Genomic DNA, 16,348 nt, shown 5'->3' with positions numbered 1-16,348 from the left:
GGCGCTGACCGAGACCGACGGCGGTCTGTGCGGGCGCGCACCGCTAATTCAAGGACAACATGGCCAAGCACCTCGGCGCCGTGCGCGCTATCGACGGCGCCCCGCCGTGCGTACATCGAGATCGGTTGGAGAGAGGCTCTGAGGGGCCAGAGGTTCGCGGGCTCGAAGGAGTGGTCACTTTGCGGGCGGCTGCATCAGCTTGCTGCAGGGGCCTGAGCAGCGACGATCTCCTCTACGTCGTATTCGCAGACGCCTGCAGCTTCCGCAACTTGGTCCGCGGGCAGACCCGCTGACAGGGCAGCGATAATCTGCTCGCCGGCCACCGCTTTAGCCTGGTCAAGCGCCCACTCGGCAGCTTCCACCTCCCCAGATCGGCTGACAACCGCTGCGAGCATCCTCGCTTGGGCGGGCGACATGTCGGCTGGCAATGCTGTTAGCGCTGGCGTTTGGGGGGAACGTTCCGCACTGAGGCCCCGATACACGGTGGAATCAATGCTGGCGATGGAGATGGGGCTGGTGCTGGTTGGGATTTGCGGCTTCATGGCAGCCACCCTTCAAAAAATGAAGCCCTACTCCCACTGCTCAAGAGAAGCTTCTAGAAGACACAACCGGACGGTGCGTCTCTCTTCGAGACTAGGCATAGCCATCCTCAATGGCAACCGTCGACCACCCACGGGCACTAGACAAAGCCCGCCTGCGCGCGCACCGATCCCGGATCTAGCTCCGGCCTGGATCGGAGGAACCGCACTGCATGGCGGAAGGATGTGCCGGACATCGCGGTGTCCGCTGACACTTCGACGACAAGCGGTTCCACCAGGGTGAGTTCTGTTTCGCCTGCCTCGGCGTTGAACCGGTCCATGATCGTGGATTTCACCCGGTGCGGCCAGGGATGATCCGGGCCTGCTGGCTGCAGCTGGGATCCCAGCAGTCTACTAGCCGCGGTTTTCAGCGGCGCGGAACGTCCGACGATACGGAGTTCGCCGTCAATAGGCAGCCCGGCGACGATGGCCTCTGGCCTGGCCAGGGGACCGATGACCGCCGCGCAGATAACATCAAAAGTGTCGCGGTGTTTGATCTTTTGCCATTGCCTCTGCCCGCCCTCGTAGGGCTGGCCGGCGCCCTTGATGACGAGACCTTCGATGCCAGTGGCGGGTAGTTCTTCGAACCAAGTTGCGGCAGTGGTCGGGTCAGTGGTGCCAGGGGATAATTCGAGGGTTTCCTCCCAGCCTTTGGCGAGTTCTTCCAACAGCTCCCGCCTGACCCGGAACGGTTGACTCCGGACGTCCTGCCCTGCGACGGCGAGCAGGTCGAAGGCCACGAAGTGGGCCGGCATTTGCCGCACCAGCCCTTGAAGTGTTTTTGTTGACGCACTCAGCCGCTGCTGGAGAGCGGAGAAGTCAAGCCGTTCCTCCGACCAGATCACTGCTTCGCCATCGAGCAGGCAACCGGGCGGCAACTGATTCTCCGCCGCCTCGACCAGATCCGGGAAGTACCGAGAAAGGTTTTTGCCCTGCCTGGACCAGATGGTCGTCTCCTCGCCGTCGCGGCCAACAACCGCGCGGTAGCCGTCCCATTTGGGCTCGTACCAGGCTCCTCCTGGGAGCGCGCCAGGGCGCGGCATCCTGTCCACGGCGCGGGCCAACGCCACCTGCACGGGCGGACGCAGCTCCGCCGGCAGCCTCCCATCCATGAGCCCACGATACAAGCATTCACGGGCGCACGGCCGGGTCCGGCTTTCCGCGTTCTGCTCAGCCGGTATTGCGGCTGTCGAGCAGGGCAGCAGCGATCTTCTGATGTCCGGCGGCGTTAGGGTGTTCGCCGTCCGCAGCCAGGTAATGGGTTTCGTCGTAGTTGTAGTCGGGGCCTTTGAACGCCGCGCGCAGGTCGACGTAAGCCGACCCGGTCTGCGCGGCGGTGTCCCGGATCGCTGTGTTGACCTCATCGGTGACGGCCGCCGCCGCGTCCACGTAGGCATGTCCCTGCTCGCGTGCATACTGGCCGCCAAGCCAGACGCTCCAGTAGTCCAGCAGCACCACGTCCACGGCATGACCAGTGGACAGTTCGTGGACGCGGTCCACGATCTCGCGGAGGTTCGCCCTGAGATCAGTCATCTTGGGCAGGTAGCAGTCCACGTCGCTTGCGCACGAACTGGAATATGTCACGTCGTTCGCGCCCACTTCGATCTCCACCAAGCGCGCATTCTTGACCTCGTCGATTGCGGCGCCAAGGCCACCCAGCTGGTGAAGCACGTCCCGGCTGGTGAACCCGCCGACCGCCCTGTTCGAGGCGATGACCGCTGGACCGCCCGGTGATGACAAGTCCGAGGCACTCAGCTCCGGGTAAGGCGTGCAGTCACAGGCGCTGCCTGCCGGCACGGAATCGCCCAATGCAACTATCGACCACGTCCCGGTGGGCGCTGAAGTCGACGTGCTTGTCGGCGGGGCACACCCCGTCAGCAGAAGCGTCAGAAGCCCCAGAAGCAACGCCAGTCCGCTGTTCATCTGGTCGCTGCAGACGCCACGCGCTGGTCCGAGGCGTCGGCGCCGGGAACGAAGCGATAGCGGGCGAGCCGCTGAACCGGCCACAACCCAAGTCTACGCGCGTCGGTCACCCTCGCCGGAGGCACCCTCGGCGGCCTCCCTTTCAGCCGATTTCCCGCGCCGTTCTGCCAGAATGTAGCCATGTCGGTGCACAACTTCCGCAGCCGGAAACACCGTTCATCGGCGCGGCTGGCGGTGATGCTCATCGTTGGCGCCCTGACCGCTACTGCAGTCGGACTGACCGGGAACGTGGCGTACGCTCCATCGTTGGGCTGGGCCGCGGCATCCTTGACTTACCTCATCTGGGTCTGGTTCGTCATCGGCCGCCTCTCATCCGCTGCAACTGCCGCCCACGCGGCTCGGGAGGATTCCGGCCGCGGTGCCTCTGACGCCCTGGTCCTTGCCGCCACGTTGGGCAGCTTCGGGGGTGTCGTACTGATTCTGCTCGACGCCGGCTCCGCCGAGGGAGTCGCCAAAGCCGGACTTATCGCGGTGGCCCTGGGCAGCATTACCTTGTCATGGTTTTTGGTTCACACACTCTTCACCCTGCGCTACGCCTTCCTTTACTACCGGGACCGCGACGGCGTGGACTTCAACAAAGCCAGCGGCCCGCATTACCGGGACTTCGCCTATCTGGCTTTCACCATCGGAATGACGTTTCAAGTCTCGGACACCAACTTGAAGACCGACGCATTCCGCTCCACAGCCCTGCGCCATGCGCTGCTCTCCTACTTGCTGGGTACTATCGTGCTGGCCACGAGCATCAATCTGGTAGCCGGTCTGGTCAGCTGAGATCGGCTCAGGAGGTCGAAGCGGGGCGTCCGAAAGGAAAGTTCAGAACATCGCGGATGTCGGTTCCGGCCAGCAGCATGGCCAGTCGGTCTACACCCAATCCCAGCCCCCCAGACGGGGGCATGCCGGTTTCGACGGCGTAGAGGAAATCCTCATCAACTTCCATCGCCTCCACGTCTCCGGCTGCCGCCTTCAGCGACTGCTCCATCAAGCGACGGCGCTGTTCTTGCGGATCAGTCAATTCGGAATAGCCAGTGCCAAGTTCCATCCCGTTGATAACCAAATCCCAGCGCTCCACCAGCCCAGGCTGGCTCCGGTGCGGGGCTGTCAGAGGGGAGGTCTCCACTGGAAAGTCGCAGTAGAAGGTGGGCCGGACGGTGGCGGGCTCCACCAGCTTGCCGTACAGCGCTTCCAGCACGGCGCCAGGGCCCATCCCCGGCCCAGCAGCCACGCTATGGGCCCGGGCTAGCCGCAGCAGCTCGGCGATATCGGTGTGCACAGAAACGGCCCGACCGACGGCGGCCGAGACCGCATCCGCGACCGGCACCATCGGCCACGGAGCGGAGACGTCGAGCGGCGCGGATTGACCGCGCAGCAACAGCCGCGGCGCCCCATGGACGCCTGCGGCGGCCGCCTTGATCAGCCGTTCGGCCAGCTCCTTCATGTCCTCATAGTCGGCGAACGGCCGGTAGACCTCCAGTGAGGTGAACTCCGGGTTATGGGTGGCGTCTGCTCCCTCGTTGCGAAAATTGCGCCCGATTTCGAAGATCGGTCCGCTTCCAGCCACTAGCAGCCGCTTCAACTGCAGTTCGGGGGCGATCCTCAGGGTCAAATCCAGCCCGTAGGCATTGCTGTAGGTGCGGAAAGGCCGGGCGGTGGCGCCGCCGTGCACGGTGTTCAGGATGGGCGTCTCCACCTCGCGGTAGCCCTCCTGCTCCAGCACCCTGCGCAGGACGGCCACCATGTGGGAACGCAGCCGGAGCGGGCCCATCGCCCCCGGGCGGGCCATCAGGTCGGACGATCGCTGAGGCAGCCGGCGGACCGAGTCCCCGCGGCGCGGGTACGGCACCGGGTGCAGGGCCTTGGCTGCCAGCGCCAGGTCCCGGACCAGCAGGGACGGGGTGCCGCTGCGCGAACGCCCCGAAACCGCAGTGACGACCACCAGATCGCCGGTGTCCAGCGCCCGGTCGAGCAGGCGGAAGCGGTCCGCGCCGAGGACGCGGAGCTCGAGAATGGCCTGCACCGTGTGTCCAGCATCGGTCAGGTCGGCGAAGAGCACTCCCCCGTGGTGGCGCAGGGCGCGGATCCGTCCGACGAGCCGCAGCGGCCCGGCGTCGGGACCGGCGCCGGAGTCTGGACCGGTGCCGGGGCCGGGACCGGTCGAGGTGGAGTCGACCTGTGCGACCGAGATCGGCGCCGGCATTCCGACCGGGTACGGGTCCATCCCTGCCTCGCGCAGCAGGCGCATATGCCGGAGCCGGTGCCGGGTCTGCATGGACGGAGGCCGAAAAGTCGCCGGTGGTTGCGGCGGGGCGGCCTCCAACTGCCGGACCCGTTCCAACTGCTCTTCGTTCAGGCGGCGCTCCGGGCCGTGCCGGCGCAGCAGGAACGGCAGGAAGCCTTCAACCTGCCCTGCTGCCACGGCCACCCGCGGCAGGGTCAACAGGCCGTCGAAGCAGAAGTAGCGCGGCACCCACTCGGGCCGGTACTTGGCGTTGGAGCGGTAGAGCCGCTCAAGCTGGAAGAAACGCTCGAAGAAACCGAGCACCGAGGTGTTCAACCGGGTAACCGCGCCGGCGCCGAGCCGCTCGGAATCGGCGAACAGGCCTCGGAACATGGCGAAGTTTAGGGACACCTCGCGCACGCCCAGCCCCGGGGCTTGAGCCATGAGGGATGCGACCATCAGCTCCGTGGTTCCGCTGGGCGCCTCCGGGGCTCGGCGCATGACATCCAGGGACAGCCCCCGGCGGCCCCAGGGAACGAAGGACAACAGACCGACGACGGTGCCGCCGTCCGTATGCGCGGTGACGAGGACGCACCGGGCGTCGGCCGGATCGGCCCACCGGTTCAGTGCCATGGAAAAGCCGCGGTCCGTTTCGCCACCCCGCCATTCTTCGGCCAACCGGCCCAGAACTGCCATTTCCGCCGGCGGGACCTCGCCGTGGCGGCTGACCCGCACGGTCAGCCCCGCCCGGCGAGCCCGCCGCACGGCTCGGCTGACGGCGGCGAGGGAACGATGCGAGAGCGAGAACCGGTCAGGGTACAGCACCGCTTCATCGCCCAGGACCAGTACACCCAGTCCGGCGGCAGCGTAGGCGCGGGCGCCTGCCTCCGATGCGCCGACCACGCCGGGCGTCCAGCCATAGCGGCGGGCATGCTGCGTCCACGCAAGCGCCGCCGTGCCCCAAGCGGCCGGCTCGCCCACAGGGTCGCCGGCGGCCAGGCATACCGAGCCGACCACCCGATAGGTAACAGCAGCGCGCCGGTCCGGGGTAAACAGCGCCTCCTTGTCGCGGCGAGTGGCGAAGTATCCCAGTGCGTCGTGACCGCCGTGGCTGGCCAGCAGGGTGCGCAGGGCGATCTCCTGCTCCCCCGACCACGCGCCGGGGCGCCGGCCGGACCGTAGAAACACAAAAACGGTAAGAATGATGGTCGCCGCCAGGAGGAGCGAGGCGGCCTCGGGGATGCCCGGCGGGACGTGCCGGTGGTAGTGCAGCGCCACGTCCCGGAGCCCGACGGCGCCCAACAGGGCCGAGCCGAGCACCGGCCAGTCATCGGCGGCAGCGTCCGTGCTAGCCAGCAGCAGCACGTGGGTCAGGCCGGCGGAGAACACCGTGCCCGCGGCCAGGGTCAGGACCGCGGCCCGCACGGCGCCGGCCCGGGTGCGGGCCGGAAATGCCGGGCGCACCCACCAGACCAGCCACAAGGTGGCCAGCGAGACAAGGATCCCTGTGACCTCCAGAACGGTGCCCAAGCCTTCTTCAGTGCCCGGCCCCCGGTCCGGCACTGGCTCCCACCATTCAGCGAGCACCGCCACCGAGGCGAGCAGACCGAGGACGGCGAAGACGGCCAACAGCCACAGGGCCACGCGCCGCCGCCGCAGCAACGCTCCCGTGACCAGCGCCAGCACCACTACCGAGACCGGGGACGGGGTCAGCGGAACGTTCAGCGCGCCAAATACCGCCACCGGCACCCGGGTTCCCAGACCGGCCAGGCGGGCAAGCCACAGCACGGCTGCGGTCGCGGTGGCCACCGCGTACAACCAGGTCAGCGCCCGGGCCCAGCGCTCCTGCACCGGGGTTGCACGTGGCGGGTCCGGGCTTTCTCGGTCTGCCCGGCCAGAACGATTGCCACGGGACCGTGCCAGAGCCTCCATGGTTCTTCCGTCCTGTTCCTCCGCTGTGGTTCCAGTGCTATTCTGACGGCCATCTTGCCGACCGTCATGGCCGACACCGCCCCTTTTGTGCGAGGGAGCCGACCGGCAATGCCTTTCTACGAACTCACCGCCCGTCCGGTTTTGGTCCTCACCCTGATACTGCTGGTCTTGGCAGTGGTGGTCGCAGTGGCCGTCCTGCCGCGGCACCGCGGTCCTGGACCCGGCAAGTATGTGGCTCAGGCCGTTGCACTCGTTGTGGTCACCGTGCTCTCGGTGCTGGCGCTGTTCTTGAAGCTCAATGCCGACAACCAGTGGTATACCTCCTGGCACGATTTAGTGGCAGGCGGAGAGACCGGCCCCACCCACGCGACCGTCGTCGGCGCAGTACCGCGCAAGGCCATCCCCGCCCCGACAACTGCCGGCAAGTTCTCCTCCCGTCAGCGGAATCCAGCGTCGATTCCTGCTTTCGGCACCCAACTACGCCCTCACGCCACCGATGGCCAGTGGGTCTCCTTCTCCTTTACCGGCCCGACCACCGGAATCACCCGGAACGTCTCACTGTGGCTGCCGCCGTCCTACTTGGCCCACCCGGACCGTGCGTATCCGGTGATTACGGCATTCGCCGGCTACCCCGGCAGCACGGGGACCTACATCAGCACCCTGCAATACGACCGGATCGTGATGGACCAAGTGGCCGCCGGCCGGTTGCGCGAACCGATCGTGATCATCCCGGATATGTATCCGGCGAACCTGGACACCGAATGCGTGAACGGCTCCGACGGACGGTACGAGTCCTATGTGGCCGTGGACCTGGTGAACTGGATCAGGCACAACCTGCGCACCGTGGACAACCGGCACGCTTGGGCCACCACCGGTTACAGCGCCGGCGGCTGGTGCGCGACCATGTTCTCCATCCTGCATCCCGGGCGGTGGGCCGCCTCGATCAATCTGGCAGGCTATTTTGCTCCGGACTACAGCCCCTACCAGCACTGGACCCGTTCCAACGATCCGCGCTACAACTTGGCTCGGACGGTTGCCCAACACAAACCGAACGTCGCCATCTGGTTCTTCAGTGGCGGTGACGACCGACGCCCGCTGCGCTCTCTGGCTCGCTTCCGGTCCGAGGTCGCTCCGCCAACATCTCTGGTAACCAACATCAGTGCCTTCGGCGGACACCGGCTGGCCGTATGGCAGTCGCAAATGGGCCCCTCACTTACCTGGCTGGGCAGCATCTCCAGCTACTTCGCGCCGCCCTGACTTGCTGGAGGCCCTGGACCTGCGAAGTTTATAGGCGCCGACCGAGGCACTCCGATCGGCTGCATGCCATTGCACCGATCCATGCTCGCTGGTCAGTCGTCGAATGCCGGCGGGTGCTCAAGCATCGCCTGCACTTCGGCCCGGTCCGGAGCGTAGGATCCGGGCCGACTGACGGTCAGGCCTGAGGTGGCGACGGCCCGGTGGAGGGCAGGCTGAACGTCGGCCCAGCGGGCCTGACGGAACCGGTCGCGTCCTTGGCTGCCGCCGAGCAGGTTGGCGTCCAGCAATCCGGAGATGAGTCCGGCCATAAAGGAGTCGCCGGCGCCTACGGTGTCGGCGACCTCGACGTTCATCTGATCCACGACCAGCATGTCGCTGTCCGACCCCAATGCCGCCCATGCCCCCCAGGGACCACGGGTGATCACGACCATGGCAGGCCCCAAAGCGCGCCAGCGTCGTATCACTGCCTGGAGCGGCTTCCCCGGGTAAAGCCATTCGATGTCCTCATCGGACGCCCTAACCAGGTCCGAGAGCGAGATCAGCTCCTCGATACGCTGCATGATGGCCTGAGGGGAGTGCATGAGGGCGGGGCGGATATTTGGGTCATAGGAGACTGTCGCATGATCCCTGACGGCGCGCACGGCCTGCAGCACCTGGGTGCCACCCGGCTCGAGAGTGGCCGCGATGCTCCCGGTGTGCAGGTGGTTGACGGCGTCTAGGTCCTCCAGGGCAGGAAGTTGCCACGTCAGGTCGAAGTCGTAGGACGCGCTGCCTGCGGCGTCCAGCGTCGCATAAGCTACCGACGTGTGCTCGGCCCTGTCACTGCCTGCATGCAGGCGGGCGCCTGCGGCGCGTGCCCACTGGACGATTTGCTCGCCCCTGTTGTCGCGGCCGAACCACGTTCCAACTGTCGAGTCATGGCCCAACCGTGCCAAGCCACAGCCGACGTTTAGCAGGCTGCCCCCTACATGCTCCTCTGACTTGCCGTCGTGCCGAACCACGTCGATGAGGGCCTCGCCCAAGGACAGGACCTGGGGGTTATTCATGGGCTGCCTCCTATATTTTGCTCAGGCGGAGGCGCGCCAATGCGCGAGCCCAAGCTGTTCTTCCATCTCTTCCAGCGGCACGCCCTTGGTCTCCGGCATGACCTTCAGAACCCAGATCAGCTGCCCGATCATGCAGATGAAGAAGAGCGAGAAGGCCCAGCCGCCGCCCAGTATCGCGATCACCGGAGGGAACGCCCACGAGGTGATAGCCGCAAACACCCAATGGGTCAGGCTGCCCAGCGACTGGCCGCGGCCGCGGATGCGGTTGGGGAAGATCTCGGAGATGAACACCCAGATCACTGCGCCCTGGCCAAAGGCGTGGGCTGCGATGAACACCAGCAGGCCGACCAGCACAAGGACGCTAGAGGTAGGCGTGAAGACCGGCTCATAATAGAACATCACGGAGGCGAGGAAGCCAAGGCTGACCAGGTAGCCGATCGACCCGACCAGCATCAGCCGGCGCCGTCCGAACCGATCGATAACCGCCAGCGCAGCCATGGTGGCGATGAGGTTCATGAGGCCCACCGCTACCGCCATCAGGAAGGCGGTGTCCGCGGACGCACCCGCCTTGATGAGCACCGCGGGGGCGTAGTACAGGATCGCGTTGATGCCCGACAGCTGGTTGAAGGCGGCGATGGCCACGGCCATCAGGATGACCCTGCGGTGCTGGGCGGTGAAGAACGGGACAGTAGGGGCATTCTCGGCTGCAGCCAGCGAGGCGCGGAGCTCGGTGATTTCCAACTCGAATTCGGCCTCGTTGGAGGACAGCCGGCGCGCGATCTCGTTGCCCCGCTGGTCCTGGCCGACACTGAACAACCAGCGTGGCGTTTCGGGCACGGTGAACAGCAGCAGCAGGAAGACGATCGCCGGAATAGCCATCACGGCGAACATCCAACGCCACGCAATATCGGCAGGCAGTGCCTGCCGGATCAGGAAGTTCGACAGATACGCCAGCAAGATGCCCAGCACGATGTTGAACTGGACCAGGCCCACGAGACGCCCCCGGTGGGCTGCCGGAGAAATCTCGGCAGTGTAGATGGGTGCACACACGCTGGCCATGCCCACCCCGACGCCCCCGAGGAACCGGAAGATGATGAACATTATCTCGCTCGTAGCCAGTCCGGAGCCCACCGCGCCGACCACGAACAGCACACCGATCACAAAGAGCATTTTCTTGCGCCCGTACCTGTCCGCCGGTATCCCAGCAGTCAGGGCGCCGAGAATGGTACCGATGAGCGCGGTGGCCACGGTGAAGCCGAGGCCTGCGGGGCTGAGGTGGAACTCTTGGGCCAGCGCAACGGTGGTCCCCGAGATCACGGCGGTGTCGAAACCGAAGATCAGGCCGCCGAGCGCGGCGACGATAGCACTGCGAATGACGAGAGGTCGCATGCGATGTCCCAAGGTGAAGAGGCCGTTCCCCCGCGCCCTCGCCCAGGGGCCGACCGGAAGTTATGTTCCAGTCGATCGACGTGCACCTCGAGGCTCCCTGAGTCGGCCTCGACCATGACGGGTGTTCGACTTTGTGTGAGGAATCCGGCCCTGAGGCGGTCCTCCCCGCGCTGGTCTGCTCAGCAAACCGGCGGTTGTACCTGGCCGCCGGCGCGCCGGGCGTCGTCGTCCAGGAAGGACATGACTCGCGGCGAAAACGAAAGCGTGGCCTCACTCGCACCGACGTCAAACGGGCGACTCCGCCCAGCTTCGGTTCTCTAGGGGCATTTTACTCCTGAGTGGCGAGGGTGTCTGTATTTCCTCGCGGTTTCTCTTAGCCTCGCGGTGTTTCATGGCCTCGCGATGGGCGCGGGTCCTCCTCCGCGGTGCGTGAGAGCGGCCGGTCAGCCACGGTGGTGGGTGCCGCCGTCGGCCGCGTGACCGTAAAGCATCAGGTTCCAGCCGCGGTCGCCGAGCACGATCGTCGCGCGCTTGACCTTGCCGTCCTGATCGAGCCACCGCAGGTGGTTGCCGTCCGCGTCTGCCCGGTAGCCGGACTGGCGTGCTACCCACACCCCCTCGGCTACCGCGCGTTCCCGGCTGTCGGCCCACCACCACCACCGGCTGACCACGCTCAGGACAGCAAGCGCGAAGCCGATCAGAGCGGTGAACACCCCGGCCAGGGGCGGAATGACCGGGATGAAGGTCAGCGCGACTGCGCAGGACATCGCGGTGAGCAGGACTCCGACCGGATGGTTCCACCTGCTCGGGGCGGGAGTCGCCGGAGTGGGCGCAACGTTGGGGAAGACACGGACCAGGGCTGGCCGTGTTGGGGTATGGCCCTGGTTGTCGTAGTAGAACAGAGAGTTCATGGCGGTACTCCTGGCGCGCGACGTGGCGCGCGAAGGCTAAGGAGGGTGGTAATAGCAGCCCTGTGGACAGCCGAACGCCCGGCCCGCAGATCGGCTCCCCCGCAGTCGGGCGGCTCAGCGCCCGCCGTTCCGTGCCGGCGTCGAATAGTTCCTTTCAATTCAAACACTCGCTCTGACGGTGTTGTCCAGCCCGACGACTATCTGTTTGGTCACACCGGTCACACACCCTTCGGCGGAGCGGGCCGTGGACGGCCGGATGGGAACTTTCATCACCAGGCTGATTCCACTCGCCCCAGCGGGCGTAGCCTTGGTCCATAAACGTCCGCGCGCACAGGAGGTGAGAACGTGGCCGACCCAGCCAAGACGTTGAAGCCGACCACCATAGGCCGGATCGTTTCGGTGACAAAAGCCAACGGGGACGAGTACGTAGGTGCCCTGGCTGCTTTCCGCCGCACCGAGGACGGCAAGGGGTTCCTGGTTTACCTGCAGGGAGTTGGACAACCAATCGAAGTGCCGGCCGATGGGTCTGTATCCGTTCACCAGCGGGCTGTCTAGCGACCGCAGCCGCAAACCCAACGCCCCGTCAGCCCTCAGTGCCGGCGGGGTTTTGCCGCCTACCCTGACTCAACTGCTCCGTCCTGCTGGTCTTCGCACTCATCACGGTCAAGGCCTACCGCGCGTCCCGTTCGATGCGGCCTGACGGAAGGCCGCTGGCTCAGCTTCACCCCGCCGGCGGGGGCGCTGTGCGTAATACCGGGAAGCGCCCCTGTCAATGCTTTTCGGTCAGATTCCCTGTTTCACGTCTGTCACATTAGATTACTCGCGTCACATTTCTGCAGCGTTGGCAAACCGCCGGAAAAAGGGGTTGCGGCACGGCTGTTAAGCCGTACGCTAAGACCACCTCTCTGGTAGCGGCGGCTACACCAAGCGGCTTCCTGGAGGTAATTCGTCGGCAGGTTGGGAACGGTGACGTTGGGGGACGTCCGGGGCCTGCTCAGGGGGACGGGGGACCACAGGTGGACGAATCAACGGGCGATCCGGAGGGCGACGGCGCCAACCTAGACGCGGGGAATACCCCCGCCAGGCAAGCACCAGCGCCGCCGGACCGGGATCCCGCGCTCGCGCAGAGCGACCAGAAACCGTGGTGGCGCCGTCGGAAAGACACCGTGGGGCTGGACGACCTGCTGTCGCCTGCTTTCCCACCGGAGCGCCGGCACGGCACTGCGATGCGCTTCGCCGCCTGGGCCGGCGCCGTCGCCGTGGTGGCACTCAGCGCAGGATCCCTGGTCGCACCTGGGGCGATCGCCTTCTCCGCAGCCGCTGATTCGGTCCTGGATCTGTGGGAAGAGCTGCCGGCCGAGTTGCCGTTGGACACCGCCTTGCCGCAACACACGGTCCTGTTGGACAAGGACGGCAAGGAGTTCGCCCGCTTCTACAGTGAGAACCGGATCGATGTGGACCTGGACCACGTCTCGAGTACCTTTCTGGACACCCTGCTGTCCACCGAGGATGCCCGGTTCTACGAACACCACGGCGTGGACCCGCTGGGGGTCACGCGCGCCGTGGTGACCAACTCCGTGGGCGGCGAGCGCCAAGGCGGCTCCACCATCACCCAGCAGCTGGTGCAGAACATCCTGGTCAACAACGCGCGCGACGAAACCGAGCAGTCGGTGGCGGTGGGCGAGACCTACAACGCCAAGATCCGCGAGGCCAAGTATGCGGTCCAGCTGGAAAACCGGCTGAGCAAGGACCAGATCCTGAACATGTACGTCAACGCCGTCTACTTCGGCCACCGCGCCTACGGCATCCAGGCGGCGGCCCGAATCTACTTCAACACGACGGCGGACAAACTCAACCTGCCGCAGTCGGCGCTGCTGGTCGGGCTGCTCAAAGGCCCGGGCTATTACGATCCGATGAAATACCCGGACCGCGCGCTTGACCGCCGCAATACTGTGCTGGACGTGCTGCAGGGACGTGGCGCGATCACGGCTGCGGAAGCTGCGACGGCCCGCCAGAGCGGACTGGGCCTTGACCCGGGCTCCGTGCCGTCCGGTTGCGCCGACTCCGACTACCCGTTCTACTGCGACCTGGTCCGGGACGAAATCCTCTCCGATCCGGCCTTCGGCCAGACCCAGGAAGAACGGGCGGACCGGCTCTCCCGCGGCGGCATGACCCTCACGACGGCGATGGACCGCAAGGCGATGGCCGCGGCGCAAAAAGCGGTGGGCAGAGCGATGGGCAACAAGAACCGCGCAGCGCTGGGCACCGCCGTCGTTGTACCCGGCACCGGGCACATCACGGCAGTGGCGCAGAACCGCGCGTGGGGCGAAGGCAAGGGCAAGACCGAAGTGGTCTTCGCCGACAGTCCCTTCCAAGTCGGGTCGGCGATGAAGCCGATCGTCCTGGCCACGGCGCTGTCCCAGGGGATTTCACCGCGGGAGAAGCTGCTGGCCAATGGCCCCTACTACTCCCGCCTGGACAACCCGCCGGGCGGCTTCCACAACTACGGCAACAAGAACTACGGCTCTATCGATGCCTACCAGGCCGTCCGGGCATCGGTGAATGTCTACTTCGTGCGGCTGATCGAGCGTACCGGGGTGAAGGAGGTGGCCGAGCTTGCCGGAAAGTTGGGCATCACCACCATCCCCACGAACAAATTGCACGGCAAGGAGGCGTCGCTGGCTCTCGGGGCGTACGAGATTTCGCCGCTGGAGATGGCCAACGCCTACTCCACGTTTGTCAGCGGCGGAGTTCTCTGTCGGCCGGTCACCATCACCGAAGGCGTCCGCAGCGATACCGGGGAGAAGATCCCGGTTCCCGAGGCCGGCTGCCACCAGGCCATCGACCCCTCGGTGGCCGCCACGGTGGCCGACGCGCTCAAGGAACCGTTCAACCCCGCCGGCACCCTCGGGGCCTTGGGCATGCCGAAGGGCCGCAAGGCCGGCGCGAAGACCGGGACCACCAACGACTTCGCCGCGAACTGGATCGTTGGCGTTACGCCGCAATATGCGACGGCGGTGTGGTTGGGCGACCCGCGCGGCGGCGCGCAGTACCCGCTGAAAAAGGTGAAAGCCTACGGCAAAATCTTCCGCGACCTCACCGGCTCCGAACTGGCCGGCCCGGTGTGGAAGGACACCATGGAGGGCCTGCACAAGGGCCTGCCGGCCGAGCCGATGCCTGAAGCCGATCCGCTGACCAGCAGCGTGGCCGTGTCGCGATCGATGCCCGATCTGCGCGGGTTAGGTGTCAACGAGGCCATCACCGTGCTGCTGCGCAACAACCTGGTTCCCGTGATTGGACAGAAGACGGCAAAACCGGATCCGCGAATCGGCAAGAACGTGGTGACGAAACAGTCGGCCCCGCCGGGCAGCCCCTTGGCTTACCGACAGGAAGTGACCATCACGCTCAGTGCGGGCAGCAACACCGCCATCACGGTCCCCGACCAGCAGTAGGAGCCCCGATGTCCATCTTCGAGAAGCATCCGGCTGTTGCGCTCGCCGCCGGTGCGCTCTGTCTGGCTTCCGTCACCGCCTCCGGGCTGGTGGCACTGCAGCTGTCCGGCATGCCCATGGTCCTCCCCCGCGAACCGGCGCCGGCGGTGGCCGAGGCAGCGTCGCCGGTGGCCATCAGCGCCGTGCTCGCGGACAGCCCGGCGTCCACGTCGTTGACCGCGCTGTTGGAGGAACCGCCGGAAAAGTGGAAGCCGGACGGCCCGGTGGAGCGCGGGGTTGCGCTGCCGGTGCCGTACTCGTGCGAGATCGGGGAGGCGCCGTCCGTCGCCCTGGGGCGTCCGTTCAAAGTCGGCAAAGTCAAAGTGCAGGTGGTCAGCGCCGCCTTCACCGCCGGCCTAGGCGCCGAAGCCATGGACCTGCTGTTGGACAAGGCGTCCGATTGTGCCGGGAGCTCGGTCGACGTCGACGGCGAGGATCTGGACACTCCCGGCGTCCAGGCGCACCGGGCCTACATCGCCAAGGGCGGCCGCACCATGCAGGTAGTGACCTTCCGGCGCGGCGACGTGCTGACCTTCGTCGTTGGCAAGGCCGACGCGCGGCTGCGGAAGCTGGCCGGGCAACTCGACAAGAAACTGGCCGTCACGCTGGAAGACGTCTGCACCGACCAGAAGTCGGACGCCGGCGACGCCGCCCGCTCGCCCTGGTCGACGCAAGGGTACAAGCCGTTCCACCGCACCAGCACGGTGGCCATCCGCGCTGTGGCGCCCCCGCAGGAACCCTCAGACGCCGGATACCACGCCGTGCCGATGCCCGCGCCCGACCTGAAGGTCAAACCCGCCAGCCCGGCGGCTGAGCCCAGCTATCCCGTCTGGCCGCGGATGCCCGCGGCCCGAAAGGTGCCCAAGCCGCCCAAGAGTCCGGCGGACCAGCCCGCCACCTCGGCCAAGGTCAGGGTGCTGGCCGGAGACACCTCCGGCCCGGGCTGCGGCTGGAACTTCACCGGGATGGCTCCGGTGCCTTATGACGCCGACGCCGCTGCAGCCACCAACCGGAAACGTACGCAGGCCGCGGAGGAAAAGCTCGCCGCCGGAGTCGAAAAATGGCAGCAAAGCGTGCTGGACTACTGGGCCGCCTACCACCGGTACCAAACCAAAGTGGAGGAGTATAAGGATTACGCTGCCACCGTGGCCAAGGTGAACAAGGCTTGGGACAAGATCGCGGCGCAGTGGGATGACTACTGGGGCGACTATGCCCTCTACCAACAGGCACTGGCGGAACGCTCGGCATTCTTCGCGCGGCGGGACAACGCCCGGGCGAATTACCGCGGTGACCTGGCTGCCTGTGAAGCGGAGAACCGTGAGGCGGAGCAGGACTACCGCCAAGCGAAAGAGGACTACCAGGACGCGGTGGACGAGGCGGAGGAGAACGACGAGGATCCGCCGGAGCCGCCCGCAGAGCCTGAGCCCGTGGACTGTGAAGCCGCCGTACCGGTGCCGGCCATCCTGGACTGGGCGCCGCCGGCCAAACCCGTTGCCCCGGCCACCCCGGCCGATCCCCGCCCGAAGGACCAGCGCTAAGCCGGCCC

The 16,348-nt window shown here is 66.4% G+C and carries 12 protein-coding genes; 5 read left to right on the top strand and 7 right to left on the bottom strand.

The features are described 5' to 3' along the window. Nucleotides 1-194: 194 nt before the first annotated feature. The 3 genes from AC5RWX_RS09230 to AC5RWX_RS09220 all read right to left on the bottom strand — a co-directional run bounded on the left by AC5RWX_RS09230 (nucleotide 195) and on the right by AC5RWX_RS09220 (nucleotide 2,501). A complete protein-coding gene (locus AC5RWX_RS09230; RefSeq protein WP_493941135.1) occupies nucleotides 195-542 on the bottom strand; it encodes a hypothetical protein in 348 nt (115 codons plus the stop codon). A 137-nt stretch (nucleotides 543-679) separates the two neighbouring features. Continuing rightward, complete coding sequence (locus tag AC5RWX_RS09225; protein ID WP_493941136.1) at nucleotides 680-1,690, bottom strand: ATP-dependent DNA ligase; 1,011 nt, start codon at nucleotides 1,688-1,690, stop codon at nucleotides 680-682. Between the two features lie 58 nt (nucleotides 1,691-1,748). Beyond that, nucleotides 1,749-2,501 carry an SGNH/GDSL hydrolase family protein gene (locus tag AC5RWX_RS09220; protein WP_493944473.1) on the bottom strand — a complete coding sequence of 251 codons (753 nt, stop codon included), beginning with the start codon at nucleotides 2,499-2,501 and terminating at the stop codon, nucleotides 1,749-1,751. A gap of 180 nt (nucleotides 2,502-2,681) precedes the next feature. On the opposite strand from AC5RWX_RS09220, the gene AC5RWX_RS09215 reads away from it, so the two are divergent. Continuing rightward, nucleotides 2,682-3,332 carry a DUF1345 domain-containing protein gene (locus AC5RWX_RS09215; protein ID WP_493941138.1) on the top strand — a complete coding sequence of 217 codons (651 nt, stop codon included), beginning with the start codon at nucleotides 2,682-2,684 and terminating at the stop codon, nucleotides 3,330-3,332. A gap of 7 nt (nucleotides 3,333-3,339) precedes the next feature. Here AC5RWX_RS09215 and lysX read toward each other — a convergent pair whose 3' ends face one another. After that, nucleotides 3,340-6,627 (bottom strand): bifunctional lysylphosphatidylglycerol synthetase/lysine--tRNA ligase LysX, encoded by a 3,288-nt coding sequence (lysX, locus tag AC5RWX_RS09210; RefSeq protein ID WP_494097277.1) that lies wholly within the window; start codon nucleotides 6,625-6,627, stop codon nucleotides 3,340-3,342. Nucleotides 6,628-6,816: 189 nt separating this feature from the next. Between lysX and AC5RWX_RS09205 the strand changes: the two genes are divergently transcribed. Beyond that, the gene (locus AC5RWX_RS09205) at nucleotides 6,817-7,965 is read left to right on the top strand and encodes an alpha/beta hydrolase (RefSeq protein WP_493941140.1); all 1,149 of its coding nucleotides are present in this window, start codon (nucleotides 6,817-6,819) and stop codon (nucleotides 7,963-7,965) included. 92 nt (nucleotides 7,966-8,057) lie between these two features. Here AC5RWX_RS09205 and AC5RWX_RS09200 read toward each other — a convergent pair whose 3' ends face one another. The 3 genes from AC5RWX_RS09200 to AC5RWX_RS09190 form a co-directional block, all read right to left on the bottom strand. Next, the gene (locus AC5RWX_RS09200; protein WP_493941141.1) at nucleotides 8,058-9,011 is read right to left on the bottom strand and encodes a carbohydrate kinase family protein; all 954 of its coding nucleotides are present in this window, start codon (nucleotides 9,009-9,011) and stop codon (nucleotides 8,058-8,060) included. 21 nt (nucleotides 9,012-9,032) lie between these two features. Then, a complete protein-coding gene (locus tag AC5RWX_RS09195; RefSeq protein WP_493941142.1) occupies nucleotides 9,033-10,400 on the bottom strand; it encodes a sugar porter family MFS transporter in 1,368 nt (455 codons plus the stop codon). Nucleotides 10,401-10,843: 443 nt separating this feature from the next. Continuing rightward, nucleotides 10,844-11,311 carry a hypothetical protein gene (locus tag AC5RWX_RS09190; RefSeq protein WP_493941143.1) on the bottom strand — a complete coding sequence of 156 codons (468 nt, stop codon included), beginning with the start codon at nucleotides 11,309-11,311 and terminating at the stop codon, nucleotides 10,844-10,846. Between the two features lie 345 nt (nucleotides 11,312-11,656). On the opposite strand from AC5RWX_RS09190, the gene AC5RWX_RS09185 reads away from it, so the two are divergent. From AC5RWX_RS09185 to AC5RWX_RS09175, 3 genes are all read left to right on the top strand, one after another. Next, nucleotides 11,657-11,866: a hypothetical protein gene (locus AC5RWX_RS09185; protein WP_493941144.1), complete on the top strand. Its 210-nt coding sequence runs from the start codon at nucleotides 11,657-11,659 to the stop codon at nucleotides 11,864-11,866. Nucleotides 11,867-12,327: 461 nt separating this feature from the next. Continuing rightward, nucleotides 12,328-14,763, top strand: a complete 2,436-nt coding sequence (locus AC5RWX_RS09180) for a transglycosylase domain-containing protein (protein WP_493941145.1) — start codon at nucleotides 12,328-12,330, stop codon at nucleotides 14,761-14,763. 8 nt (nucleotides 14,764-14,771) lie between these two features. Next, nucleotides 14,772-16,340 carry a hypothetical protein gene (locus AC5RWX_RS09175; RefSeq protein WP_493944475.1) on the top strand — a complete coding sequence of 523 codons (1,569 nt, stop codon included), beginning with the start codon at nucleotides 14,772-14,774 and terminating at the stop codon, nucleotides 16,338-16,340. Nucleotides 16,341-16,348 lie beyond the last annotated feature (8 nt).

It is taken from the genome of Arthrobacter sp. SPT-J7 (genome assembly GCF_059089965.1).
The sequence above is the reverse complement of the archived record's forward strand: the minus strand, read 5'-3'. Positions and strand labels throughout refer to the sequence as shown.